22 protein-coding genes and 1 pseudogene are annotated in these 24783 nt (G+C 63.6%); 15 read left to right on the plus strand and 8 right to left on the minus strand.

Annotation, left to right across the window (positions count from 1 at the left end):
• Positions 1 to 30 precede the first annotated feature (30 nt).
• From NCR38_RS18905 to NCR38_RS18915, 3 genes are all read left to right on the plus strand, one after another.
• Complete coding sequence (locus tag NCR38_RS18905; RefSeq protein ID WP_061118002.1) at positions 31 to 978, plus strand: HEAT repeat domain-containing protein; 948 nt, start codon at positions 31 to 33, stop codon at positions 976 to 978.
• Between the two features lie 151 nt (positions 979 to 1129).
• A complete protein-coding gene (locus NCR38_RS18910) occupies positions 1130 to 3025 on the plus strand; it encodes an FAD-binding monooxygenase (RefSeq protein ID WP_061118135.1) in 1896 nt (631 codons plus the stop codon).
• A 20-nt stretch (positions 3026 to 3045) separates the two neighbouring features.
• Positions 3046 to 3486 (plus strand): MarR family winged helix-turn-helix transcriptional regulator, encoded by a 441-nt coding sequence (locus NCR38_RS18915; protein WP_061118001.1) that lies wholly within the window; start codon positions 3046 to 3048, stop codon positions 3484 to 3486.
• Positions 3487 to 3558: 72 nt separating this feature from the next.
• On the opposite strand, the gene hfq is transcribed toward NCR38_RS18915, so the two are convergent.
• On the minus strand, positions 3559 to 3858 hold the full coding sequence (gene hfq, locus NCR38_RS34480) for an RNA chaperone Hfq (RefSeq protein WP_061118000.1): 300 nt from the start codon (positions 3856 to 3858) through the stop codon (positions 3559 to 3561).
• Positions 3859 to 4217: 359 nt separating this feature from the next.
• Positions 4218 to 5102, minus strand: a complete 885-nt coding sequence (locus NCR38_RS18925; protein WP_061117999.1) for a LysR family transcriptional regulator — start codon at positions 5100 to 5102, stop codon at positions 4218 to 4220.
• 203 nt (positions 5103 to 5305) lie between these two features.
• Here NCR38_RS18925 and NCR38_RS18930 point away from each other — a divergent pair, with 203 nt between their 5' ends.
• On the plus strand, positions 5306 to 6052 hold the full coding sequence (locus tag NCR38_RS18930) for an SDR family NAD(P)-dependent oxidoreductase (RefSeq protein ID WP_061117998.1): 747 nt from the start codon (positions 5306 to 5308) through the stop codon (positions 6050 to 6052).
• 160 nt (positions 6053 to 6212) lie between these two features.
• Here NCR38_RS18930 and NCR38_RS18935 read toward each other — a convergent pair whose 3' ends face one another.
• The 5 genes from NCR38_RS18935 to NCR38_RS18955 all read right to left on the minus strand — a co-directional run bounded on the left by NCR38_RS18935 (position 6213) and on the right by NCR38_RS18955 (position 12232).
• On the minus strand, positions 6213 to 7205 hold the full coding sequence (locus tag NCR38_RS18935; RefSeq protein WP_250477467.1) for an ABC transporter substrate-binding protein: 993 nt from the start codon (positions 7203 to 7205) through the stop codon (positions 6213 to 6215).
• A gap of 2 nt (positions 7206 to 7207) precedes the next feature.
• Positions 7208 to 8401, minus strand: a complete 1194-nt coding sequence (locus NCR38_RS18940) for a Gfo/Idh/MocA family protein (protein WP_061117996.1) — start codon at positions 8399 to 8401, stop codon at positions 7208 to 7210.
• Positions 8401 to 9714 (minus strand): Rieske 2Fe-2S domain-containing protein, encoded by a 1314-nt coding sequence (locus NCR38_RS18945; RefSeq protein WP_061117995.1) that lies wholly within the window; start codon positions 9712 to 9714, stop codon positions 8401 to 8403. The genes NCR38_RS18940 and NCR38_RS18945 overlap by 1 nt, the downstream gene beginning before the upstream one ends.
• 39 nt (positions 9715 to 9753) lie before the next feature.
• A complete protein-coding gene (locus NCR38_RS18950; protein WP_061117994.1) occupies positions 9754 to 10728 on the minus strand; it encodes a PDR/VanB family oxidoreductase in 975 nt (324 codons plus the stop codon).
• A gap of 178 nt (positions 10729 to 10906) precedes the next feature.
• On the minus strand, positions 10907 to 12232 hold the full coding sequence (locus NCR38_RS18955; protein ID WP_250477499.1) for an MFS transporter: 1326 nt from the start codon (positions 12230 to 12232) through the stop codon (positions 10907 to 10909).
• 264 nt (positions 12233 to 12496) lie between these two features.
• Between NCR38_RS18955 and NCR38_RS18960 the strand changes: the two genes are divergently transcribed.
• A complete protein-coding gene (locus tag NCR38_RS18960; RefSeq protein WP_061117992.1) occupies positions 12497 to 13084 on the plus strand; it encodes a MarR family winged helix-turn-helix transcriptional regulator in 588 nt (195 codons plus the stop codon).
• A 361-nt stretch (positions 13085 to 13445) separates the two neighbouring features.
• Here the strand turns inward: NCR38_RS18960 and NCR38_RS18965 are convergent.
• A pseudogene (locus tag NCR38_RS18965) lies at positions 13446 to 13628 on the minus strand (glutathione-dependent formaldehyde dehydrogenase); the annotation flags it as partial.
• A gap of 281 nt (positions 13629 to 13909) precedes the next feature.
• Here NCR38_RS18965 and NCR38_RS18970 point away from each other — a divergent pair.
• The 10 genes from NCR38_RS18970 (at position 13910) to NCR38_RS19015 (ending at position 24783) form a co-directional block, all read left to right on the plus strand.
• The gene (locus tag NCR38_RS18970) at positions 13910 to 15079 is read left to right on the plus strand and encodes a zinc-dependent alcohol dehydrogenase (RefSeq protein ID WP_061117990.1); all 1170 of its coding nucleotides are present in this window, start codon (positions 13910 to 13912) and stop codon (positions 15077 to 15079) included.
• A 66-nt stretch (positions 15080 to 15145) separates the two neighbouring features.
• Positions 15146 to 15829, plus strand: a complete 684-nt coding sequence (locus tag NCR38_RS18975) for a PIG-L deacetylase family protein (protein ID WP_061117989.1) — start codon at positions 15146 to 15148, stop codon at positions 15827 to 15829.
• 7 nt (positions 15830 to 15836) lie between these two features.
• Complete coding sequence (locus NCR38_RS18980) at positions 15837 to 16769, plus strand: glycosyltransferase family 2 protein (RefSeq protein WP_061117988.1); 933 nt, start codon at positions 15837 to 15839, stop codon at positions 16767 to 16769.
• 188 nt (positions 16770 to 16957) lie between these two features.
• Positions 16958 to 18229 (plus strand): glycosyltransferase family 1 protein, encoded by a 1272-nt coding sequence (locus tag NCR38_RS18985; RefSeq protein WP_061117987.1) that lies wholly within the window; start codon positions 16958 to 16960, stop codon positions 18227 to 18229.
• Positions 18230 to 18243: 14 nt separating this feature from the next.
• Positions 18244 to 18813: an HAD-IIIA family hydrolase gene (locus tag NCR38_RS18990; RefSeq protein ID WP_061117986.1), complete on the plus strand. Its 570-nt coding sequence runs from the start codon at positions 18244 to 18246 to the stop codon at positions 18811 to 18813.
• Complete coding sequence (locus NCR38_RS18995; RefSeq protein ID WP_061117985.1) at positions 18810 to 19985, plus strand: glycosyltransferase family 9 protein; 1176 nt, start codon at positions 18810 to 18812, stop codon at positions 19983 to 19985. The genes NCR38_RS18990 and NCR38_RS18995 overlap by 4 nt, the downstream gene beginning before the upstream one ends.
• Positions 19986 to 19987: 2 nt before the next feature.
• Positions 19988 to 21733: a carbamoyltransferase C-terminal domain-containing protein gene (locus NCR38_RS19000; RefSeq protein ID WP_061117984.1), complete on the plus strand. Its 1746-nt coding sequence runs from the start codon at positions 19988 to 19990 to the stop codon at positions 21731 to 21733.
• Between the two features lie 32 nt (positions 21734 to 21765).
• Positions 21766 to 22782, plus strand: a complete 1017-nt coding sequence (locus tag NCR38_RS19005) for a glycosyltransferase family 2 protein (protein WP_061118134.1) — start codon at positions 21766 to 21768, stop codon at positions 22780 to 22782.
• Positions 22779 to 23837 carry a glycosyltransferase family 9 protein gene (locus tag NCR38_RS19010; RefSeq protein WP_061117983.1) on the plus strand — a complete coding sequence of 353 codons (1059 nt, stop codon included), beginning with the start codon at positions 22779 to 22781 and terminating at the stop codon, positions 23835 to 23837. The genes NCR38_RS19005 and NCR38_RS19010 overlap by 4 nt, the downstream gene beginning before the upstream one ends.
• Positions 23824 to 24783 (plus strand): glycosyltransferase family 4 protein, encoded by a 960-nt coding sequence (locus NCR38_RS19015; RefSeq protein WP_061117982.1) that lies wholly within the window; start codon positions 23824 to 23826, stop codon positions 24781 to 24783. The genes NCR38_RS19010 and NCR38_RS19015 overlap by 14 nt, the downstream gene beginning before the upstream one ends.

A 24783-nucleotide genomic window follows, 5' to 3' on the forward strand; every position in this document is an offset into this window, starting at 1 on the left:
GCGCTTCGACTTCTCATACGGTTTTTTTTCATGACACTTGCCAGCACCCTCTCCGACCGCCTCGCGCATGACGACGCGGCCGTGCGCCGTCTCGCCGTGATCGAAGCCGCCGATCTCGAAGACGAAACGTGGCTGCCCTCGCTTGCCCATGCCTTGCGTCATGACGCGGATGCCAACGTGCGCCGCACGGCCGCGCAACGTCTCGGCGCATGGGATACGAACGAAGCCGTCGATGCGCTGTGCGCCGCGCTCACCGATATCGACACGGACACGCGCGAAGCCGCCGCCGAAAGCCTCGCCGCGCTGAAGGATCCGGCTGCGGGCGCCCGCCTGCTGCCGCATCTCGTTCATGCCGATGCCGATGCATACACGCGCGCAGCGCTTCTGCGTGCACTGCGCGAATTGCGCCTGCCGGAAGCGGCCGGGCCTGCGTTGAAGGCTTTGTCGGATGCGTCGCCGGTCGTAAGGCGCGAAGCTGTCGGCGTCCTCGGCTGGCTGCGTCATGCGCATGCACTGGAGCGATTGACGCAGCTTGCGCGCAGCGATACCTCGGTCGATGTGCGGCATGCCGCCGTCGGCGCGCTCGGCTTAGCCACGGACGACAGCGTGCTCGCCACGTTGACGCACGCGCTATCGGATGAAGCATGGCGCGTGCGGGAAGAAGCCGCCGCGACGCTCGGCAAACTGCGTCTCGTCGGCGCGCGCGATGCGCTCGAACGCGCGCTCGCCGACGACTACTGGCAAGTCGCGCTGCAGGCCGTGCGCGCGCTCGGACGTCTGCGCGATGTGGCGAGCACGCACGCGGTGTCACAGTTGCTCGTCTTCCCGATCAGCAACGTGCGCAAGGAGGCCGCACTCGCGCTCGGCGAACTCGGCAATGCCGATGCGCTGGCCGTCCTCGAAGCCGCGCTTCAGGACGGCGATCCGGAAGTGCGCAAGGCGGTGCGAATTGCGATCGCGCAGATCGGGGAACGATAAGCCGCACATCGCGAACCGACTGATCATTCACGGACGAGCGACTCGCGCGCAATATCAGGGTAAACATCCACTACAAGAACGTATCCAAATAGTTGGTGTACGGAGTATATTCCTCATCACACTGACGCACCGAGGAATGGAGGTCCACACCATGCAATTTCATCTGAACGGTTTCCGCGCTGGCGATCCGATGATCGAGCCCGCCGCCGAGGGCGCACCTCGGATCGGGATGCCCGACGCCGTCGACGTGCTCATCGTCGGAAGCGGGCCGGCCGGGCTCGTGCTGGCAGCGCAACTGTCGCAATTCCCGACGATTCGAACGCGCATCGTCGAACGTCGCAGCGGTCCGTTGCGCATGGGGCAGGCGGATGGCGTCGCGTGCCGCACCGTCGAGATGTTCAATGCATTCGGCCTCAGCGACCGCCTGTTGCGCGAGGCCTACTGGGTCAATGAGACGGTCTTCTGGCGGCCCGATGCGCATGATCGCGACGCAATCAGCCGTACCGGACGCGTTCAGGATACCGAAACAGGTCTCTCGGAGTTTCCGCATGTCATCGTCAATCAGGCGCGCGTGCAGGACTACCTGCTCGATGTGATGCGTCGTTCCGCGGAAAGGATCGAGCCGGACTACGATCTCGAAGCCATCGACATTCAACGCGACGAGACTGGAGAATTCCCGGTGCGGGTCACCTTGCGCCGCACCGATGCATCGCGGCTTGGCGAGCAAGTGACCGTGCGTGCGCGCTATGTCGTCGGTTGCGACGGCGCCCGCAGCGCCGTGCGCACGGCCATCGGACAAACGCTGCGCGGCGATGCCGCCAATCACGCGTGGGGCGTGATGGATGCGCTCGCTGTCACCGACTTTCCCGACATCCGGCTGAAGGCAGCGATCCAGTCCGCGAGCAAAGGCAATCTGCTCATCATTCCGCGTGAAGGCGGATATCTGGTTCGCTTCTATGTCGATCTCGGGGAGGTCACGCCGGAGAACCGCGACGGCATCAAGCAGATTTCCGTCGATCGCATCATCGAGACGGCGCAGCACATTCTGCATCCGTATTCGCTCGATGTGAAAGAAGTCGCGTGGTTCTCGGTTTATGAAGTGGGACAGCGTCTGACCGACCGTTTCGACGATGCGCTCACGGCCGACGGCACCGCTCGCGAACCGCGCGTGTTCATCGCGGGCGATGCGTGCCATACGCATAGCGCGAAAGCCGGCCAGGGCATGAACGTGTCCATGCAGGACGGCTTCAATCTCGGCTGGAAGCTCGGCGCCGTTTTGCAGGGCCAAAGCGACGCAGGCTTGTTGCGCACGTATTCGGATGAGCGCCAGCCCATCGCGAAAGCGTTGATCGACTTCGACAAAGAATGGTCGGCGATGATGGCCGCGCCGCCCAAGGATCCGAACCGGCCGGAAGCGGGCGGCGTCGATCCCGCGGAGCTTCAGGCGTATTTCGTGCGTGCGGGCCGCTACACGGCGGGCCTTGCGACCCATTACCGGCAGGGCGTGCTGACGGGCGCCGCGACTCATCAGGCACTCGCCGGGGGATTCGTGATCGGGACGCGCTTTCACTCATCGCCCGTCGTTCGCATCGCGGATGCCAAGCCGGTCCATCTCGGACACGCGGCCCGTGCGGACGGCCGCTGGCGCCTGTACGCGTTCTCGGATGCGAAGCGCAGTGCGCTTCAGGCGCTGTGCGCGCATCTCGCCACGTCGCCCGATTCCGTCTTGCGGCGCATCACACCAGAGAACGCCGATATCGACAGCGTGCTCGACTTGCGCGCGGTGCTGCAAGAGCCTCATCGTGACGTGCGTCTCGAAGACCTGCCCGCGCTTCTGCTGCCGCGCAAGGGACGGTACGGTCTCATCGACTACGAGAAGGCATTTACGAACGACGCAGCGACTGATATCTTCGGCGAGCGCGCCGTCGATCGCGAACGGGGCGCACTCGTGGTGGTCCGTCCGGATCAATACGTCGCTCATGTTCTTCCGCTGGATGCCTACGACGAACTGGCCGCGTTCTTCCGGCCGATATTCCGCATGCACTAACCCACTCCGACACTGCGAAATTGCCGATTAAAAAAGACGAGCCGCAAGCGCGCTCGACATTCACGGGCAGCCTCGTGCGCCGCGCCCAGCAGCGCCACGTAGCGGTGTGGCTCAGCGAAGTCTCCACCGAGATCACGAGCGTCCAGTACGCGGCGCTCGAAATCCTGCACAGGACGCCCGGCGTCAATCAGCGACAACTCGGCGATGAACTCGACGTGGACCGTTCGACGATCGCCGATCTGGTCGCGCGCATGGTGCGCAACGGCCTGATCGAGCGCTCCGACGATCCCGTCGACAAGCGCAGTTATGTGCTGTTCCTCACCGCAGCCGGCAAGAAACAACTGGCCGCCTTGCGCCCGCGTGTCGAGGAGGTCGAGCGCATCCTCACGGCCAGGCTGACCGCGCGCGAATGTGTGGAGTTGCGACGGTTGCTGTCGGCGCTATTGCCGCCGCGGGAATAGTGCCCGCCGGCGCGTCGCGGCGCCGGCCTCAGGGCCGGCCGTCGTGCTGAGGTGCGCGGACGTTGGCTTTCGTCACCGAACGCGATTCGGTCTTCCGCCAGCGCCGGGACGCGTTGAATTCTCACGCGGACCGGATGATTCGCGAAGATTCGGCCGACCGGCCGGACCGTGATCCTCGCAGATCGTCGATATCGCGTGCTTGAACAGCACCTGCGACCCGCTGCTCGAATTGAGGTAGACCATGTACGTGTCGAACGACTGAATATGGCCGGTCAGCTTGATGCCGTTGACCAGAAAGATCGCGACGCGTTTGCGCTCTTTTCTGAGTGCGTTCAGAAAATCGCCTTGGATACCGGGAAGACTGTTGGACATTGATGACTCATGTTTGAACCGTACAAGAACCGTTAGCCGACGAAACTTCGTCAGCAGAGCCTGCGTCCTCGTCCGGTTGTATTTGCTCGATGAGCCATTATCGCCTTTCCGACGCGCCCGTCACCGAAAAAGAAAATCTCCGTCGTCACGAAAAGGCAAAGCGGCGCATGGCGTGACATGCGTAGGCGGCCCGTTCGGCCCGATTTTCCGCGTGCAGGCCGACGCGGCCGACACCGCGCCGAAAATCCCGCGCCGAGGCGTCAAACGACTACATTTTGTCGCCAGTCCAGAAAATTTTTCTGACAATCGACGCTTCGCACCACTTTTATCGCAGGCCGATCCGCACTAGAGCCGGTCACTCAATCGGCAGCCGTCAGTTCATCCGCTCTGGACAGAAACATTTTCAACACCGGCGATGTGTTCGACCGGCTATAGCCGATGGCGAGCTCGACGGTCGGCGCTTCGCCTTCCAGCGGGCGGCTCGCCACCGACCACGGCAGCAGATTGTTCGCGTACTCGGGCATCAGCGAAACCCCGCGCGTAGAAGCGACGAGCGACATGGCCATCGCCAGGTTGTCGACGCCATGCGCAGGCTTCGGGTCGATGCCGCTTTCCCGCAGATATTTCACGACCACATCGTGCAGCACGCGCGCCTTGTTCGATGCCATGACGAACGTCTCGCTCCGCAGGTCCGACGGACTGATCGCCGTTTTCGCCGTCAGCCGGTGGTCGCTCGGCATCAGCACGACGAGCTTCTCGCGATGGACCACGTGATAGTCGAGGTCGAGCCCCGGCTCCTTGCGCACGAACGCAAGGTCCAGCTTGCCGCGCGCCACGGCGTCGGCGAGATCGGGCGAGTAGCCGCTCGATATCGTGACGTCGATGTTCGGCAATTCATCGCGCAATACGCGCATGGCGCGCGGCAGCCACGTCATTTCCTGGCCGGTCAGAAAGCCCAGCGCGAAGACCTGCTTGGCGGGGCTCGCCGCGCGGCGCGCCGCCTCGACGGCCGCGTCGACCTGCGCAAGCGCAAGCCGTGCATGGTCGAGAAACGCCTTGCCGGATGCCGTGAGCTCGACCCCGCGCGCACTGCGGCTGAAGAGTTCCGCCCGCACTTCGTCCTCGAGATCGCGGATCTGCCTGCTGAGCGATGGCTGCGACGTGAACAGCCGCTGCTCGGCGGCGACCGTGAGGCTGCCCGTTTCCGCGACGGCAACGAAATAGCGCAGATGGCGCAGCTCCATCCTTTCTCCTGTCTTGCTCGTTCACGGGCCATGCTTTAAAGGCATGCCGGCCAGCCTACAAAGTCTTTTTTCTTTGTGCAAGCGAGGGCTAGATTCGCTGTCAGCAGTCGCATGGAGCGCGGCGAGCGCCAGCGAGGCGGTTTTGCCGCCATACGTGAAGGTTATTGCCGCGCGTCACCACAAGCCGATCAAGGAGTCTAGCCATGAATGACCTCGCCGGAAAAACCGCGCTCGTTACGGGCGCATCCCGCGGCATCGGCCGCGCCATCGCGCTCGCGCTGGGCAGCGCCGGTGCACGGGTGCTCGTGCACTACGGCAGCAACGAGGCGGCCGCCGACGCGACCGTCGCCGACATCATCGCGAGCGGCGGTCACGCGCAGAAGGTCGCCGCCGATCTGCGCAGCGCCGACGGCCCGCGCACGCTCGCCGGCCACGTGCGCGCCGCGGTCGGCGGACGGCTGGACGTGCTGGTTGCGAACGCGGGCATTGCGAAAGCCGCGAGCATCGAAGATACGACGGTCGAAGACTTCGACGCGCTCTTCGCCGTCAACGTGCGCGCGCCGTTCTTTCTTGTCCAGCAACTTCTGCCGATGCTGCGCCAGGGCAGCAGCGTCGTGCTGCTTTCGTCGCTGGCGGCGCGCGCGTCGGTCGGTGAACTGGCCGCGTATGCAGCGACGAAAGGCGCGGTCGATACGCTCGTGCGCCACTTCGCGTCCGCGCTCGGCGAGCGTGGCGTGCGCGTGAACGCGGTGGCGCCCGGCGTCGTCGAGACCGACATGTCGAGCTTCGCCAAAACCGATGAAGGACGCGACTACACGCTGAGCCTACAGGCTCTGAAGCGCGTCGCGCAACCCGATGACATCGCCGGTGCCGTGACCTTCCTCGCTTCGGACCGGGCGAGCTGGATCACGGGCGATACGCTGCGGGTCGATGGAGGATCGAAGCTCTGATCCGCGCATCCTGCTTTCATACGTTATCCGAACTATATATTCGCTAGTGAAAGTACGAGACGCCCTATCACGCGGTCGAGCCGATCCGCGATCACCTCGCGTTCTGCCCCGACCGCGTCGATTCGATCGAAGAACGTGCCTGAGAAACCGACACGAACCGTCAAATCTTGAAACTTTCCAGCGTGGCGGGATGAAACAATTCCTCCGGCTGGAGCAGGCGGCTCGACAAACCTTCCTCGTAGTGCCGCTTCAGAAAGCGCGACAGCACATGCCGGTTCGGCTCGAAACCGTACGACCAGAAATCGTGCCCCATGAGCCGCCGCGCATTGCGCAACTGTTCTTCCACGAAAGGAAGCGTCACCTTGGTCGCGGACGTGTCGCTCAGTTTTGCAAGCGCAACCGCCTTGCTCTTTTCGAAGGCTTTCGCCACCGCGCCCGGGAGCCACGGATGCTGCTCGGCGAGCGTGCGCCGCACGCCCAGCAGGTGCATGATCGGGAACAACTTCGTTCGCGTGTACCAATCGGCCGCGGCCTTCTGCGGATCGTCGTAGAGATACTTCACATTCGGATGGCCGTTCGTGAAGCACGAGGGCGCGCGCGGGCCGATCAGTGCATCGATTTCCCCGGATGCGAGCATGCCGGAGATCGTCGCGTTGTCGGGTGCATTTTCGAGTCGCACGTCGTCGGGCAGCTTGAGACCGATCTTCTCCAGACGGCCGGTTTCTTCATAGCCGCCGCGAACCCACGTCACGTCCGACGCCTTCACGCCATGATCTTCCTCCAGAAAGAGACGCGCCCACACGTTGGCCGTCAACTGGTACTCGGGCACGCCGATGCGCTTGCCCTTGAGATCGGCGGGCGTTTCGATGCCACGATCGTTGCGAACGTAAATAGAGGTATGGCGAAACGCGCGCGACGGAAAAATCGGCACGCCGATATACGGGCTCGTGCCCGCCGCCGTCTTTACGCTATAGCTCGACAAAGACAGTTCGCAGATGTCGTAATCGGCGTGACGGAACGCGCGAAAGAAGATCTCCTCCGGGTCTTGCAGCATGAAGAGCGGATCCACACCGTCGATCTGCACTTCACCGTCCACGAGCGGTCGCATGCGATCGTAGTTGCCCACCGCGACCGATAGATTGAGCTTGCCCATATTCAACTTTCCCTTGTGATTGACGTTTCTTCGCCGATGAGCACGTCGCGCTGCTCCGCGCTCGAACGCAACATCGCGAGACAGATTTCAAGCGTGCCGCGCGCCCATGCGCCGTCGTGCAGCGCAGCGGCGTTACCGCGCACGGCGGCAAAAAGTTCGTCGATGACTTCGGCGCGCGCAACCGCCGGCGCGTCGAGTTCGACACGTTCGCGCCGTTCGTCTCCGTACACGACGATGCCGTCCGGCATCGGCCGCAAATCGGCACGCTCGCATGAAACGATCAGCGGACCGAAATGCTGGTGCCTTCGCACGCCGCGGGTTTTCGACGCGGGCGTGTACGCGTCTCCGCCGTAGGTCCCTGCGGCCTTGAGCCGTGCCTCTTCTTCTCTCGACACGACCTGAGACAGCTTTCGACGGGCGGCGCCATATTCGTCCGCGCTGCGCGCCTGACCCATCTCACCGATCCAGCCGGTCCACTCGTCGGAATCGAAATGCGCATAACCGTTGTAGGAGAGCGTCGCGAATGCGCCGTTTTCGAACCACAGCGTGGCGGTGTAGGCGCCTTCGGTCGGACGCTGTGCGTCCCAGTTGCCCACTACGGCGCGGATGCGCGTCGCGCGGCTTCCCGCGAGCAGGCGCACGATGTCCACCTGATGCGCCGCCTGACTGAACACCGCGCCGCCGCCCTCGTCGGTCTTCAGTTCCTCCGGGCGTCGCGGCCGGTACAGATAGTCGGTGTAGTTGAGCGCGTGGATCATCTTCACGTCGCCGAACGCGCCCGATGCGATCAGTTCGCGCGTACGCAGATACGGCGTATCGAAGCTATGGCAATGGCCGACGATCAGATGCACGTTCGCTTCACGGCACGAGTCGATCATGTCGTCGCATTCGGCGAGCGACAGCGCCATCGGCTTTTCGACGAGCACGTGCTTGCCGTGCGATGCCGCGATCCGCGTATGCGCCGCATGAAACTGATGAGGGCTCGCGATATAGATCGCATCGATGTCAGGCCGCTGCGCGAGCGTGTCGATGTCGCGGTAAGCGGGCGCGTCGAAGTCGGCTTCGAATTGCGCGCGCGCCGTCTCGCGTGGATCGCAGGCCGCGACGAGCTGCACGCGCGCGTCGCCGAGAAACGTCGGCAGCATCAGCGAGAATGCGCGGCCCAGCCCCGCGATGCCGAGTCGGATTTTCTCCATCAGACCTGAACCTGATAGTTCGACTCGAGTTCCGTCGCAGTCTCGACCCACACCGGCTGCGCGGCGAACTGCTTCCAGTCGGTATCCTTCGGCACCATCGCCTGGAACGAGCACACGCTGCGCGGAATCGCGTTTTCGCCCGTACCGATCGCCTCTTCGCCCGCCTGGAACGCCTTCAGCGCGTCGAGCATGCGCCGGCGGAATTCGACCACGGCGACGTCGCTCGCGCCGAGCCGCTCTTCGGTGCGATCCGCGATCGGGCCCATCGTCACCCACATCGCGATGTCCTGATTTGGAAAGCCCTTGATGCCGGTGAAATTGCCCGCCTTCATGGCTTCGCGATCCTGCCAGAAACGGTTGTCGTGCGTGCGCAGCGGCCGGTAAGACGCATCGAGATCGATGCCGACCTGCTGCCCGAGAAACTTGCGCCACGTTTCGGTTTCCGGCGTCTTGTCGGGATGTCCCCACGCCATGAAATAGAACGCGGTGCTGGTGTCGTCGCACGGCACGTTGATGTTGGCGACGTTATACAGGTTGTTCGGCGGAATCAGCGCGGTGGCCGGCGCGACGAACACGGTCGAGCGCACGTAATCGTGCGTGGCCGCGTTTTGAATCGGGCGGCGCAGGGCGGCATAGCGAAAGCCGTAGCTCGTGCGATGAACCTGCAGGCGCGGCGCCTTGTCGGTCGATGGACGCAGCCAGTTCTTCGATGTCGCTTCCGCGCCGCCGACGCGCGCCGGCACGAAGTCCGACGAATGCAGGCTCGAGCTGTGCGCGGAATCGATCGCGCCTTCGAGAATCTGCGCCCAGTTGCACGGAAGAATCGCCTTCGCGATGCTCACACGCGTGTCTTCGGTCGGCGCCCACGCGGGCGGCACGAACTCGGGAATCGCGTCCTGCGGACCCATGTACGCCCAGACGAAGCCGCCCCATTCCTTCGTTTCATAGGCCTTGTGCTTCACCTTCTTCGTCATGTCGCTGCACGATGGCTCGGAAACCATTTCGATCACGTTGCCCTTCACGTCCATCTTCCAGCCGTGATAGAGGCAGCGCAGGCCGCAATCCTCGTTGCGCCCATACACGAGCGATACGCGCCGATGAGGACAGTATTCGTCCATCACGCCGACGTTGCCGTCGGTGTCCCGGAAGACGACGAGGTCTTCCCCGAACACGCGCGCCTTCACCGGTGCGCCGTCCGGCTCGCTGACTTCCTCGATGAGGCACACGGGCGTCCAGTGACGGCGCATTAGCTGACCCATCGGTGCATCGCCTTCGACACGGCACAGCAATTCATTTTCTTCATGCGTGAGCATTTACGCTTCTCCTGACCAACGTATTCAATGAGGATGTATTCAGAGGTCCAGCACGAGTTCTTCGCTCTTCGCACGCGACACGCAGATCATGATCTGGTCGCGCTTCTCGTCTTCGCCCAGCACCATGTCGCGGTGGTCCGCCACGCCCGCGCACAGCGTCGTGCGGCACGATCCGCATGTACCGCTCTCGCATGAACTCGGCGCGCGGATGCCGTTGTCGCGCAGGATTTCGAGGATCGAGCGGTCCTTCGGAATCTCGAACGAGCAACCCGAGCGCTCGAGCTTCACGCTGAAAGGCGTGTTCTGCGCCGCGCGCGACTGGTCCACGCCGAAGCTCTCGAAATGCACGCTGCCAGTCGGCCAGTGACCGGTCATGTCGCGCACGCCGTCCATCAGCGCACGCGGGCCGCAGCAGTAGACATGCGCGCCGCTGCCGGGCTTCTCGAACACCGGCCAGAAATCGAACGCGTTGGCGAGATCGCCATGATCGTGATGAATGACCACATGCGGCTTCCATTCCGCACTCGACAATTCATCGAGGAAAGCCGTCGTCTCCGGGCTGCGTGAAACGTAATAGAGCTTGAAACGCGGGCCGGCGGTGGCTTTGAGGTGACGCATCATCGACAGGACCGGCGTGATGCCGATGCCGCCCGCAACGAACACGAAGCTGCGCGCGCGCTCGCTCAGTTCGAACTCGTTGCGCGGCTCGGAGACTTCGATACGGTCCCCTTGCGCGACCTCGTCCGTCATGCTGACCGAACCGCCGCGACCCGCCGCGTCGCGCTTTACGGCGATCACGTAGCGGTCGGTTTCGGCCGGGTCGTTGCAGAGCGAGTAGTTGCGATTCGCGCCGCTCGGCACTCGCACCGTCAGATGCGCGCCCGCCGTGAAAGGCGGCAAGTCGCGCCCTGCCTCATCGCGCAGCTCGAAACGGAAGATGCCTTCCGCCACCGGGTCCTTCTTCGTCACCACGAGCGTTCTGAATGACACCTCGTTGCTGGCCGACTCGTTCATTGCACTTGCTCTCCGCTTGTCGCTCAATCGATCATCATGCCGTTTATATTAGATATCTAATCATTTAGACGCAAGCGGGTTTTCCCTGAAACGCTTTTTGCGTGAAGTGAAGCCAATGCCGCAAATGAAAACGGCGCCTTCATGACGAAGGCGCCGCCCCTGCTGCGAGAACCGATGCTTACGAATGCTTTTCCGCGTGCTCGCGCAGCGTGTTGGCCGGCACGCCGATCAGCACCGCGAGACCGCCGAGCAGTACGATCGCGGCGATGGCGGACAGACCGATGGCGAGACTGCCCGTCATCGTCTTGATCCAGCCGAGCGCGATCGGCCCGCAGAACGCGCCGACCTGACCCAGGCTGCTGATTGCACCGATGCCCGCGGCGGCTGCGTCATCGGAGAGATAGGCAGGCGGAATCGACCAGATGATGGCCGCGGCGCCGAAATATGAAATGGAGATCATGCCGAGACACACGATGGCGGCCGCGGTATTGCCCGACAGCACGGGCAGCAGAAAGCCGCCCAGCGCGCCGACGGCGGTGCACAGGAAGAAGTGCCAGCGCCGCTCGAGCGTCACGTCCGAACTGCGCGCCACCGCGAACATCCCGAGCGCGCCGATGATGTACGGCAGCGCCGACAGCAGCCCCACGTTGAGCACGTCCGACACGCCCGCCTGACGGATGATCGTCGGCGTCCAGTAGTTGAGGATCGTGCCGCACAGAGGCACCGTTCCCCAACCCGCCGCGAGGATATACACGCGAGGGTCTTTCAACGCGACGAGCAACTGGTGACTCGTGTGCTTCGCGGGTTTCTTTTCGGCGCGGTCGGCGGCGAGCGCATCGAGGATGATTTGCTTCTGCTCGTCGTCGAGCCAGCGCGCGTCTTGCGGACGATCGACGAGATAGAAGAACGCGACGATGCCCATCACCAGCGCGGGGAGGCCTTCGAGGAAAAACAGCCACTGCCAGTTCTTGTAGCCGAGCACGTGGACGAAGTTATGCAGGATCCAGCCCGACAACGGCCCGCCGATGATGCCCGCCGCGGCGATCGCCAGCAGAAAGCGCGACGTGATGCGCGCGCGCCGCGCGCCCGGATACCAGTACGTCAGGTACAGAATGATGCCGGGCCAGAAACCGGCCTCCGCCGCGCCGAGCAGAATCCGTGCGACATAGAATTGCGTCGGCGTGGTCATGAACGCCATCGCCGTGGAAATACCGCCCCACAAAATCATGATGCGCGAGATCGTCAGGCGCGCGCCGATCTTTTTGAGCCATAGCGTGCTCGGCACTTCCAGCGAGATATAGCCGATAAAAAAAAGACTCACGCCGAGCCCATATGCTGCATCGGACAAACCGAGATCCTGTTTCAAATGCAGCTGCGCGAAGCTGACGTTCACGCGGTCAAGATAGTTCAGCACCCAGCAGACGAAGATGAACGACATCAGCCGCCAGGTGACCTTGTGATACGTGGCCTCGACGCGCGCCGCGGCGGCGTCCGATTCCGACATGAATTGCGTGACTGTGGATTTGGCCACCAAACGTCTCCGATTCCCGTGCTCAAGAGGACGATGCGCCGGCGCGTGCGGTTGGACCGCGCATTCCGGGCATCTGCGCTTTTTTATTCGATATCTAATCATAATGGTAAGGAGACGAGCGGGCGGGAACAAGCTCGGGTTTGCACGGAGACGCCTGCCCGAACGCCGGACAGCAGGACGATCGGCCCAACGGCTATCATGTCGGGAATGGACCTGCTCTACTGAAAAGACACTGTCATGACACGAAAGAAGACTGTGGAAGGCGCGCCGGGAGAAACCGCGCAGATGCTGCGCCACTGGCACGAGTCCGTGCCGAACGACCGTCTTGCGCACCTCGTCAAGGACGCCGCCCGTTCGATGGTCCGTGCATTGCAGATGCGGCTCGCGGAGCATTCGGTGTCATTCGGGCACTGGACGTTCCTGCGCATCCTGTGGGAAACCGACGGCCTCACGCAGCGCGAACTCAGCGAGCAGGCGGGCGTGATGGCACCGACCACGTTCGCCGCCGTGACTGCCATGGAAAAGCTCGGGCTGGTCGAGCGTCAGCAGCGTCCCGAGAACAAGAAGAACACGCACGTGTACCTGACTGCCGAAGGCCGCGCGCTGAAAGACAAGCTCGTGCCGCTGGCGGAGGAAGTCAACGAGATCAGCGTGACGGGGCTGAGCGAACGCGATATCAAGGTCGCGCGCAAAGTGCTGCTCACGATCATCGAAAATCTGGCGGACGACGAGTCCGGCTCGACAAATCCGATGCGACGTGTGCTGTCGACTCGTGAACTCGGCAAGCTGATTGCCGAGCGTGGTGAAAGCCTGGAAGACGCTTGAGCGCGCTGTTGCGTGGCGCTTTCACGCGTTGAGGTCGCGCGTTGATCCCATGACTTGCGCCGTGCTTGCGCAACGTATCTTCGAAGAACGCAAGCGGCATCGGTTGCGGCGAACTATGTTGCGGTCCGAGTTCCGCGAGCGCCCGATCGAATCGCACGATGGTCGCCAAGTCACGCGGATAGCGCCGCGCATCGAAGCCGAGAAGGCGCCATTCGCGCGTCGCCCCGTCGAGCGACGCTCGTCGATCCGACGCCTTCGGTGCCGTGCGAGAACAGCATGTCGATTTCATCGAACGGGGCCATGCAGGCCGCGCGGCATTCACGCGGCGGGAGTCAGTGCGACCTTATCCATCCCGGCTGCCTGTGATCGAATGCAACGGGTCGAACGAGCCGTTGCGCACGCGCTCGATGAGCGCGGGCGTGATCGCACGATGGTTGGAGTTGCCCATCTTGACGGTGAGATTCTTGTTCATCGCGGCCTCGAGCAGAAAGAAGCGATCGTTCGGCGGATATACGCCGACCACCCCCAGCGTGCCCGCCTTCGCTCGTTCTGTAACGAGGTTCGCGTGGGATTCGAGCAATAGCCGCGCCCGCCTTGCGCCAGTTTTCATCGCGATGTCGGTCGCGCATGACCCTTTTTCCCTGACGATATCGCCTTCTTTTCGCATAGCAGGCCCGCTACGTGCGCGAGCCTGATGCAGTTGTCGAGTACATCACAGTACGACGTAACACCCGCTCGCGCATGGCGACCAAACCCCTGGGCGACGAAGCGGGCGGTACGTGTATTGCTCATATCACGCATCGCTCACGTTGAAGGACACAGCTCATGAAAGCGCTCATCTGGCAAGGCAAGAAAGACATCCGCTACGAAACGGTGCCCGATCCGCGCATCGAGCATCCGCGCGACGCGATCATCAAGGTGTCAACGTGCGCGATCTGCGGCTCGGATCTGCATCTGTTCGACGGCTTCATGCCCGGCATGACGTCCGGCGATGTCATGGGCCACGAATTCATGGGCGAAGTCGTCGAGGTGGGCAGCGAGAACTCCGCGCTCAAGATCGGCGAGCGCGTGGTGGTGCCGTTCACCATCATCTGCGGCGAATGCGATCAATGCAAACGCGGCAACTTCTCCGTCTGCGAGCGCAGCAACCGCAACAAGGACGAGGCCGACAAGGTCTTCGGCCACGCGACGGCGGGCCTCTTCGGCTACACACACCTGACGGGCGGCTATGCCGGCGGACAGGCCGAATATGTGCGCGTGCCGTTCGCGGACAAGACTCACGTCAAGATTCCCGATGGCCTTTCCGACGAGCAGGTGCTCTTTCTCGGCGATATCTTCCCGACCGGCTGGCAGGCGGCCGTGCAATGCGAAATCGAACCGACCGATACGGTCGCGATCTGGGGCGCGGGCCCTGTCGGACAGATGGCCGTGCGCAGCGCCATTCTGCTCGGCGCGAAGCAGGTCGTCGTGATCGATCGCGTACCGGAGCGTCTGGCGATGGCGCGCGCAGCGGGCGCCGTCACGATCGACTTCAAGGAAGAGAGCGTGCTCGATCGCCTCAAGGACCTCACGCAGGGCAAGGGACCCGAGAAGTGCATCGACGCGGTCGGCATGGAGTCGCATGCGACGCGCTCCTTCGATGCCCTCTACGATCGCGCAAAGCAGGCCGTGATGCTCGAGACCGACCGTCCGCACGTGCTGCGCGAGATGATCTATGTGTGCCGTCCCGCGGGCACGCTCTCAGTGCCCGGCGTCTATGGCGGGCTGATCGACAAGATCCCGTTCGGCGCGGCGATGAACAAGGGACTCACATGGCGCATGGGCCAGACGCACGTGAACCGCTGGACCGACGATCTCCTGCACCGCATTCAGGAAGGCCAGATCGATCCGTCCTTCGTCATCACGCACCGTGTTTCGCTCGCCGATGGCCCTGAAATGTACAAGACATTCCGTGACAAGGAGGATGGCTGCATCAAGGTCGTGCTCAAGCCGTGAAGGTCGCGCACCGCCGGGGCACGGCCATTGCGCAACGCTGCGCAGCCAACCACGGATGCGACCCTCATGCTGGTGATTTCTCCTCATCTCGACGACGCCGTGTTCAGTTGCGGCGCGGCGCTCGCCGCCTCGCCGGGCGCGGTGGTCTGCACCGTCTTCGCAGGCGCGCCCGGCGAGGCAGTCGTAACCGACTGGGACACGCAATGCGGCTTCGCCAACGCGCATCAGGCGATGCATGAGCGCCGCGCAGAAGATGCCGCCGCGCTGGACGCGCTCGGCGCGCGTCCAGTTCATCTGAACCTTCTGGATTCCCAGTACGCGGGCGATGCCAGCGCGTCACCCGAGGAAATCGCATCGGCGCTGGCCGGCGTGATCCGCGCGAAGGCGTTGCCGACGCTTTATATACCGCTCGGTCTCTTTCATTCCGATCACCGTCTCGTGCATGACGCGTGCCGCGAGGCTTGGCGCGCCGACCCTGCGCTAACGTGCATCGCTTACGAAGACGCGCTCTATCGGCGCATGAACGGCCTCGTGCAGTCGCGCCTGGCTGAGTTGGCGCAAGACGGCATCACCGCGACGCCCGTTTCCGAGCGCATCGACACCAACGCGCTCGCACGCAATCTCGCAGCGAAGCAACGCGCTGTAAGCCGCTACGCGAGCCAGCTCCGCGCTTTCGGACCGAACGGCTACGACGACGTCTTCGCCCCCGAGCGCTGCTGGACACTTCAACCCGTGCGCCATGACCGCTGAACGAGCCATGCGTTTGGAGGGAAGTCCCGCTCGGATTTCGGTCGTCGTCCTGACTTACAACCGTGCCGATCAGGTGCTCGACACCCTTGCAAGACTTGCCGCGCTTCCCGATCGCGTCCATATCGTCGCGGTAGACAATGCCTCCACGGACGGGACAGCCGCCCGCATCGCGGCACGATTTCCCTTCGTCGAGCTCGTCGTCGCACCGGCGAACCTCGGCGCGGCCGGGCGCAACCTCGGCGTTGCGCGCGTCAGGACGGAATACGTTGCGTTCTGCGACGACGACGTCTGGTGGAGCGCAGGCTCGCTCTCGCGCGCGGTCGAGATACTCGATGCCGCGCCGCGCGTCGCGGTGTTGAATGCGCGCGTCGTCGTCGGCGCACAGGGCGCGGTCGACGAGACCTGCGAGCGTATGCGCGAAAGCCCGCTTCGCAGCGCCGTGCTGCCCGCACCCGCGCTCATCGGGTATATGGCGGGCGCATGCGTCTTTCGAACGGACGTTTTCCGGCAAGTGGGCGGCTACGAGCCAAGGCTTTTCATCGGAGGAGAGGAAACGCTCGTTTCACTCGATGTGCTATCGGCGGGCTACGAGATGATCTATATCGAGGAACTGGTCATTCACCATCACCCGTCTGCGCTGCGCGACAGCGCACAGCGGCGCAGGCTGCTCGCGCGCAACGCCGCATGGGTGGCCTGGATGCGTCTGCCGCTGCCCGAAGCACTGAGCGCCACGCTCGACGCGCTCCAGACGATGCTCACCGAACGCTCGCCGTTGCGTGACGTGCCTTTGCTCATCGCCAGCATTGCATGGGCGCTGAGCAAGCGGCGTGTGATCGGCGAACGCGTGCGGTCCATGCGGCAACTCGTCCTCGACGACGACGCGCGCCGCGAGGCAGAGACAGACGAGCCACGCCCTTTCCGTTCTACACGCATCGAGTAAAAGCGTCCATGTCTCGCGCGTCGGACCAAACGATATTTGGTTCGTCTCGCAACGAACCGCAAATCGTTTCGTAGTTCTTTCGACCAGCACAACGAGTGGCACGTCGAATGCTGAAAGCCGATGACTGATCCACGCGATTGTGCACCGTGCACGCGCGCCGATGGGGATCGTATGACAAGGGGGCTCCCGTGAAAATCGCATTGATCAGTGAACATGCTTCGCCGTTGGCTGTTGCCGGCGGCGTGGACAGTGGCGGCCAGAACATCTATGTAGCGAATGTCGCGCGCCAGCTCGTGCGCATCGGTCACGATGTCGACGTGTTCACGCGCTGCGATCGCTCCTTATTGCCGCTCGTCTCACGCTTCGAAAACATCCGCGTGATAAACGTACCGGCAGGGCCGCCCGTGCAACTGCCAAAGGAGCAGCTTCTACCGTACATGGACGCGTTCGCGAGCTTCATGATCGACTTCATGAAGAAAGAAGCGCAGCCGTATGCGATCGTGCATGCGAATTTCTTCATGTCGGGCGTCGTTGGTTTGCGCATCAAGGATGCGTTAGGCATTCCGCTCGTCACGACGTTTCATGCGCTCGGGCGCGTGAGACGGCTGCATCAGGGCCAATCGGACGGCTTTCCGAATGCCCGCTTCGAGATCGAGGACGAACTGGTAAGGCGTTCCGACTCGGTGATTGCCGAATGCCCGCAGGACGAAAACGACCTGATCCATCTCTACGATGCCGATCCCGCCCGCATCGATCTCGTGCCGTGCGGTTTCGACCGTGTCGAGTTTCACCCGCTGGACAAAGCAGCGGCAAGAGAACGTCTCGGCTGGCCGCAGGACCGCTTCATCGTGCTGCAACTCGGGCGCATGGTGCCACGCAAGGGCGTCGACAACGTAGTGCGCGCGCTCAGCGTGTGCCGTTCGGAACATGGCGAAAGCGCCGAACTTTACGTGGTCGGCGGCAATTCCGACGAGGCCAACGAGATCGCGACACCGGAGATCGTTCGTCTGCGTGGCATCGCGCGCGAATGCGGCGTCGAGACGCATGTGCATTTCGCCGGCCGTCATGGACGCGCCGAGCTGAAGCACTTCTATAACGCGGCCGACGTATTCGTGACGACGCCGTGGTACGAGCCCTTCGGCATTACGCCGCTGGAGGCGATGGCGTGCGGCAGGCCGGTCATCGGCGCGGACGTGGGCGGTATCCGCTATTCGGTTGCGCACGGTGAAACGGGTTTGCTCGTCCCGCCGAAAGATCCCGCCGCGCTCGCACATGCGATCGCCGTGCTCAAACGCGATCCGGCGCTCGCGCGCCGCATGGGCGAAGCGGGCCTTGCACGCGCCAGCGCGATGTTCACCTGGTCGAATGTCGCGCAGGCGCTCGCGGACGTCTATGCGCGCGTGAGCGGCGAGGACGCGCAGGCCGCGGCGCGCGTGGCAATGGGCGGAGCGTCGCGATGACGTCCTTGCCCCCGATGCCGCGCGCCGCCATCTTCATCGACAAGGACGGCACCCTGCTCGAAGACGTGCCCTGGAATGTCGATCCCAAGATGATGCGTCTTGCCCCCGGCGCGTTCGATGCGCTGCGTCTGTTCGCCTCGCGCGGCGTGCCGCTTTTCGTCGTCAGCAACCAGAGCGGCGTGGCACTCGGCAAGTTCGAACGGCATGCGCTCGATGGCGTCGAGACCCGTATGCACGAACTCGCAGCCGAAGCGGGCGCCGCAATCGAGGGCGTCTATTGGTGTCCGCACCATCCGCAAGGCATCGTCGCTGAATTCACGCGTGTTTGCGAATGCCGCAAGCCCGCGCCCGGCATGCTGCTGCGCGCGGCGCGCGAGCATCGCCTCGATTTGTCGCGAAGCTGGTTCATCGGCGACATACTCGATGACGTCGAAGCGGGCAGGCGCGCGGGCTGCCGCAGCGTGCTCATCGATAACGGCAACGAGACCGAATGGCTGCGCGGCCCGGGACGCGAGCCGGATATCGTCGTGAGGGACATGCACGAAGCTGCGATAGCCATCGTCAACGCGGAGTGTCCGGCATGAAGCGCGACCCGGTAAATTCATCGACGTTGCCTCCGGTCGTCGCGGCGCATGCGCGCAAAAGCGCGGCGAATCAGGCGCGTGACTGGGGCGCGGACGTGAAGCGCATTCTTTGCATCCGGCTCGACAACCTCGGCGATGTGCTGATGACCACGCCCGCGCTGCACGCCTTGCGCACGGCGCAGCCCGGGCGCCATCTGACCTTGCTCGCATCGCGCGCGGGCAAGGCGGCAGCGCCCTTCATCGATGCGATCGACGACGTGATCGAATACGACGCGCCGTGGGTCAAGCAGGATGCGCCTATCGACGCCCTTGTGGATCTCGCGATGCGCGCGCGTCTCAACGCGGCGCATTTCGATGCAGCCGTGATCTTCAGCGTATACAGCCAGAACCCGCTGCCCGCCGCGATGCTGTGCCATCTCGCCGGCATTGCGCTGCGGCTCGCGCATTGTCGCGAGAACCCCTATGGACTTCTGACCGACTGGGTGCCCGAGACCGAGCCGCAGCAAGGCACGCGGCATGAAGTCGAACGTCAGCTCGCGCTCGTCGAACGAGTCGGCGCGCGCACGTCGGATACGCGCATGCGCTTCAACGTGCGGCCCGAGGATGCGATGTCGCTTGCACAAAAGCTGCGCGCGCGTGATGTCGATCTCCATGCGCCATTCGTCGTGGTGCATCCGGGCGCAAGCGCTGCATCCCGTCGATATCCGGTCGAGCGTTTCGCGCAAGTGATCGAGCGATTGCGCACGCAGCTTCAATGGCCGGTGCTCGTCACCGGCTCACGCAGCGAAGGCGCGCTGTGCCGCGATGCATGCGCTGCAAATCCAGGCGCGATAGACCTGTCGGGCGCGCTAGAACTCGGCGAACTCGCCGCATTGATTCAACGCGCGCGCGTGCTCGTATCGAATAACAGCGGCCCGGTGCATCTTGCGTCGGCGCTCGGCACGCCCGTCGTCGATCTGTATGCGCTCACGAATCCGCAGCACATGCCGTGGCAAACGCCGCATCGCGTGCTCTATCACGACGTGCCTTGCCGCTGGTGCTATCGCAGCGTGTGCCCCGAAGGACATCACGCGTGCCTCGCAGGCGTCGGCGTGGATGAAGTCGTGTCGGCGGTGCTCGAACTGATCGAAACACATCCCTTGCATATCAACTCGTCAATACGGACCGGCTAACCATGTACACACTTGGAATCAATGCCGTTTATCACGACAGTGCGGCTGCGCTCGTCAAGGACGGCGTCGTCGTCGCGGCGGCCGAGGACGAACGCTTCACGCACGTCAAGCATGCCAAGCGCCCCGTGCCGTTCTCGACGTGGCAGCTTCCATTCGATGCAATCGACTATTGCCTGAAGGAAGCGGGCATCGAACTGGCCGATGTCGATCACGTCGCGTATTCATACGATCCGCAACTGTTTTCGGGCATGCCGAAGGAGGTGAAAGCGAGCATCGCGTTACCGATGATGCCGTCGGCTCAGCCCAGCAACAATCCTTCTGAATCGCCGTGGGACCCCTTGTTTCTCAGCTATATCGTCAACGCGAAGGCGCAGTTGCTCGACGGCGCGCCGCATCATCTGAAACGGCGCTTTGCAAGCGGCGGACGCGCGCCGCGCTTTGCATGGCACCACGTCGATCATCATCTCTGTCATGAAGCCAGCGCGTTCCTCGCGGCGCCCTTCGACGACACCGCCGTCCTCACGATGGACGGACGCGGCGAAGGCGTCACGACGAGCCTCGGCCAATTCGTGAACGGCGAGTATCGGCGGCTGAAGCAAGTGGAGCTGCCGCATTCGCTCGGCTTGCTTTATGAAGCCGTGACGGGCTATCTCGGCTTTCTTCACTCGTCCGACGAATACAAGGTAATGGCGCTCGCGTCGTTCGGCAAGCCCGCTTACGTCGACCAGTTTCGGGAAATCGTGAAGTATCGGCACGATGGCAGCTATACCGTGGATGCACCGCGTCTCGTCGAACGATTCGGTCCTCCGCGCGAACGTGGCGGCCCGCTCACACAGCATCATTTCGATATCGCGCATTCGCTGCAAGTGGTGCTCGAAGAAACCGCGCTCGAACTCGCGAAGTGGCTTCATGAGCGCACCGGTTTGCCGAATCTCGCGATGGCGGGCGGCGTCGCGCTCAACTGCGTGATGAACGCGCGGCTGCGCGATCGCGGACCCTTCGAGGAAATCTGGGTACAACCCGCCGCCGGCGACGCCGGCACGGCACTCGGCGCCGCGTTGTGGACCGACTATCGCGAGCGTGCCAAAGCGGGCGATGTCAGCCGCAAGTGGCGCATGGACCACGCTTATCTCGGCCCCGAATACGGCGATGAAGAGATCGAAGCGTTCCTGAAATGGACGCGCGCACCTTATCGCAAGCTCACGAACATCGCTGAAGAAACCGCCGACATTCTCGCGCAGAACCGCGTGATCGGCTGGTATCAGGGTCGCACGGAGTTCGGGCCGCGGGCGCTCGGCGCGCGCTCGATTCTCGCCTCGCCGCTCGACGCGTCGATGCAGGCGCGTCTCAATGAAATCAAGGACCGCGAGGATTTTCGTCCGGTGGCGCCCGTCGTAATGGAAGAGCATGCGGCCGACTGGTTCGTCGATGCGCGCGTCGCACCGTTCATGCTGTTCGTGTTCGACGTGCGTGACGAGATGAAAGCACGCATACCGGCCGTCACGCATATCGACGGCACGGCCCGTGTGCAGACCGTCAATCGTGCGCAGCATGCGCTCTATTACGACCTGATCGCCGCGTTCAAGGCGCGCACCGGCGTGCCGGTCCTCGTCAACACGTCGTTCAATACGCGCGGCGAGCCGATGGTAAACACACCGCGCGATGCGCTCGAATCGTTCTGGACGTCACCGCTCGATGCGCTCGTGATCGGTTCATTTCTCATCGAGAAGCCGGGGGCGCGCGCATGAGCACGTATGCCGGTCTGTTCGAAAACGCGGAGATGAACGCGACGGCGGCGCCCGTTCCATCACGCGACGGTTTCATCCCCGACGTGTCGGTGATCGTGCCGACCTATCGCCGTCCCGCGATGCTCGAGCGCTGCGTGTGCGCCATTGCCGCGCAAACATACGATGCGTCGCGCTACGAGATCATCGTATGCGACGACGGACCCGACGAAGCAACGAAGGCATGCGTGCAGCGTCTTGCCGCCTTGCATGCGCCAAGCGGGCCGAAAATCCGCTATGTACCGGTGACGGCGACGCAAGGCCCGGCGGGCGCACGCAACGCGGGCTGGCGCGCATCGCTTGCAAGACGCATCGCGTTCACCGACGACGACACCATCCCCGATCCGCAATGGCTCACGAACGGCATGCGCGCGCTCGATGCCGGCGCGGACGCCGTCTCAGGGCGTATCGTCGTGCCGCTGCCGAAGCGCCCGACCGACTACGAACTCGACGCGGCCGGACTCGCGAACGCGGAGTTCGCGACCGCCAATGCGTTCGCAACACGCGCCGCACTCGAACGCACGGGCGGATTCGATGCGCGCTACACGTCCGCATGGCGTGAAGACTCCGATCTGCACTTCGCGTTGATGCGAGCGGGACTCGTCATCGCACGCGCCGACGATGCGATGGTGCTGCATCCCGTGCGGCCCGCGCGCTGGGGCGTGAGCCTGTCGCAGCAGAAGAAGAGTCAGTTCGACGCATTGCTCTACAAGAAACATCGCACGCTGTTTCGCGAGCGGATACGGCGCCATCCGCCGCTTCTCTACTATGCGATGCTCGCGGCACTCGTGGCGGCGGTCGTATCGCTGGCGGCGGGCGCATCGCAAGTTGCAATCGTCGCGGCGCTCGCATGGATCGCGATGACGATCTGGTTCTGCATGCAACGCCTCAGGACTACCGCGCGCACGCCAGCGCACATCGCGGAGATGTTTTGCACGTCGGCGATCATTCCGTTTCTGTCGATCTACTGGCGCATTCGCGGCGCGTTCAAGTTCAGGGTGTTCTTTTTATGAACATCGAGCCGGTCGAACGCATCGTCGTTTTTCGCGCGCTGCAACTCGGCGACATGCTGTGCGCCGTGCCCGCGTTGCGCGCGTTGCGGCAGGCGTTTCCGCATGCTCGTATCGCACTGGCCGGCTTGCCCTGGGCCGCGCGTTTCGTCGAGCGGTACGGGCATCTGCTCGATGAGCTGATCGTGTTTCCCGGTGCCATCGGCTTTCCCGAACAGGAAGAGACCGATGCGCATCTTCCCGCGTTTCTGCACGCGCTGCGTGAGCGGCGCTTCGATCTCGCGATTCAGTTGCACGGCAGCGGCGGCGTCGCGAACGACATCGTCGAGGGCATGGGTGCACATCTGAACGCGGGCTTTCTGAAGCCCGATGAAGCCATGCGCGAAGGCGTTTTCATGCCGTGGCCCGATGACTTGCCCGAGCCCGCGCGATACACCGCCTTGATGGAACGTCTCGGCATCGACGTTCGCACGCTCGATCTCGAGATCCCGCTGACCGATGACGACGAACGCGAATGCAATGCGCTCGTCGATGCCTGTGCGATAGACCAGGACAAGCTCATCGTCGTGCATCCGGGCGCGCAGTTGCCTTCGCGCCGATGGCCCGTCGAACGCTTCGGCGAAGTGGCGCGCGCGCTATCGGACGCGGGCTGGCAGGTTGCCATCACCGGCAGCGCGGGCGAAGCGCATCTCACCGCATGCGTGACACGCGACGCCGGCGCGCATGCCATCGATCTCGCCGGGCGGACGTCGCTCGGAGCGCTGGCCGCGCTAGTCGCGCGGGCAAGGCTCATCGTCTGCAATGACACAGGGCTCTCGCATGTCGCCGCGGCGATGCGCACGCCGAGCGTCGTGATTGCATCGGGCAGCGATACGCGGCGCTGGGCACCACTCGATCACACGCGTCATCGTGTGCTCGCAGACTGGCCCGCATGTCGGCCCTGTGCCTTCCGCGAATGCCCTTACCACCACGAATGCGCGCTGAACGTAAGCGTGCAAAGCGTGCTCGATGTCGCATTCGCACATCTGCAGGAGGCGGTTTTTCATGCCCACGACTAGTTCACGGCGCCTGCGAGTGCTCACATGGCATATCCACGGCAATTACCTGTATTACCTGAGCCAGGCGCCGCACGACTTCTATCTCGTCACGCGCCCCGGCTATCCGCCCGGATACGCGGGCACGGCGGGCGCGTTGCCCTTCGGGGCGAACGTGCATGAAATGCCGGCGAGCGAGGTGCCGTCGCAGTCATTCGACGTCGTCCTCTTTCAGCACAAACGACAATGGGACGATGACCGTCTCAACCTTCTCACCGACGCGCAACGGCGCCTGCCGCGTGTCTATATCGAACACGATCCGCCGCAGGAAAATCCCTTCGAGCAGAAGCACTGGGTGCAGGAGCGCGACACGCTGCTCGTGCATGTCACGCACTTCAACCGGCTGATGTGGGACAGCGGCGACACCCCGACGCGCGTCATCGAACATGGCGTGGTGGTGCCGGAACACGTGCGCTACAGCGGTGAGCTGGAGCGCGGCATCGCGGTGATCAATCATCTGCGTCAGCGCGGCAGGCGACTCGGGAACGATGTCTATGCGCAGGCCGCCGCGTGCGTGCCGCTCGATCTCGTTGGCATGGACGCGCAATCGGCGGGCGGGGTCGGCGAGATCGGCAACCTGGAGCTTGCGGCGTTCAGCGCCAGATATCGCTTCTTCTTCAACCCGATTCGCTGGACGAGTCTCGGGCTTGCGATCGTCGAGGCGATGACGATCGGCATGCCGATCGTCGGACTCGCGACGACCGAACTCGCCACCGTGATCCGCAACGGTGAGAACGGCTTCGTCCATACGGATACGCATGCGCTCATCGACGCCATGCAGCAGATGCTGCGCGATCCCGCTGAAGCACGGCGTCTCGGCGAAGGCGCTCGACGGACTGCGCTCGAACGCTTTCACATCGCCCGCTTCGCCCGCGACTGGGACGAAGCGCTACGCCACGTATGCAGCTAG

Source organism: Caballeronia sp. INML1 (assembly GCF_023631085.1).
GTDB classification, from domain to species: domain Bacteria; phylum Pseudomonadota; class Gammaproteobacteria; order Burkholderiales; family Burkholderiaceae; genus Caballeronia; species Caballeronia turbans.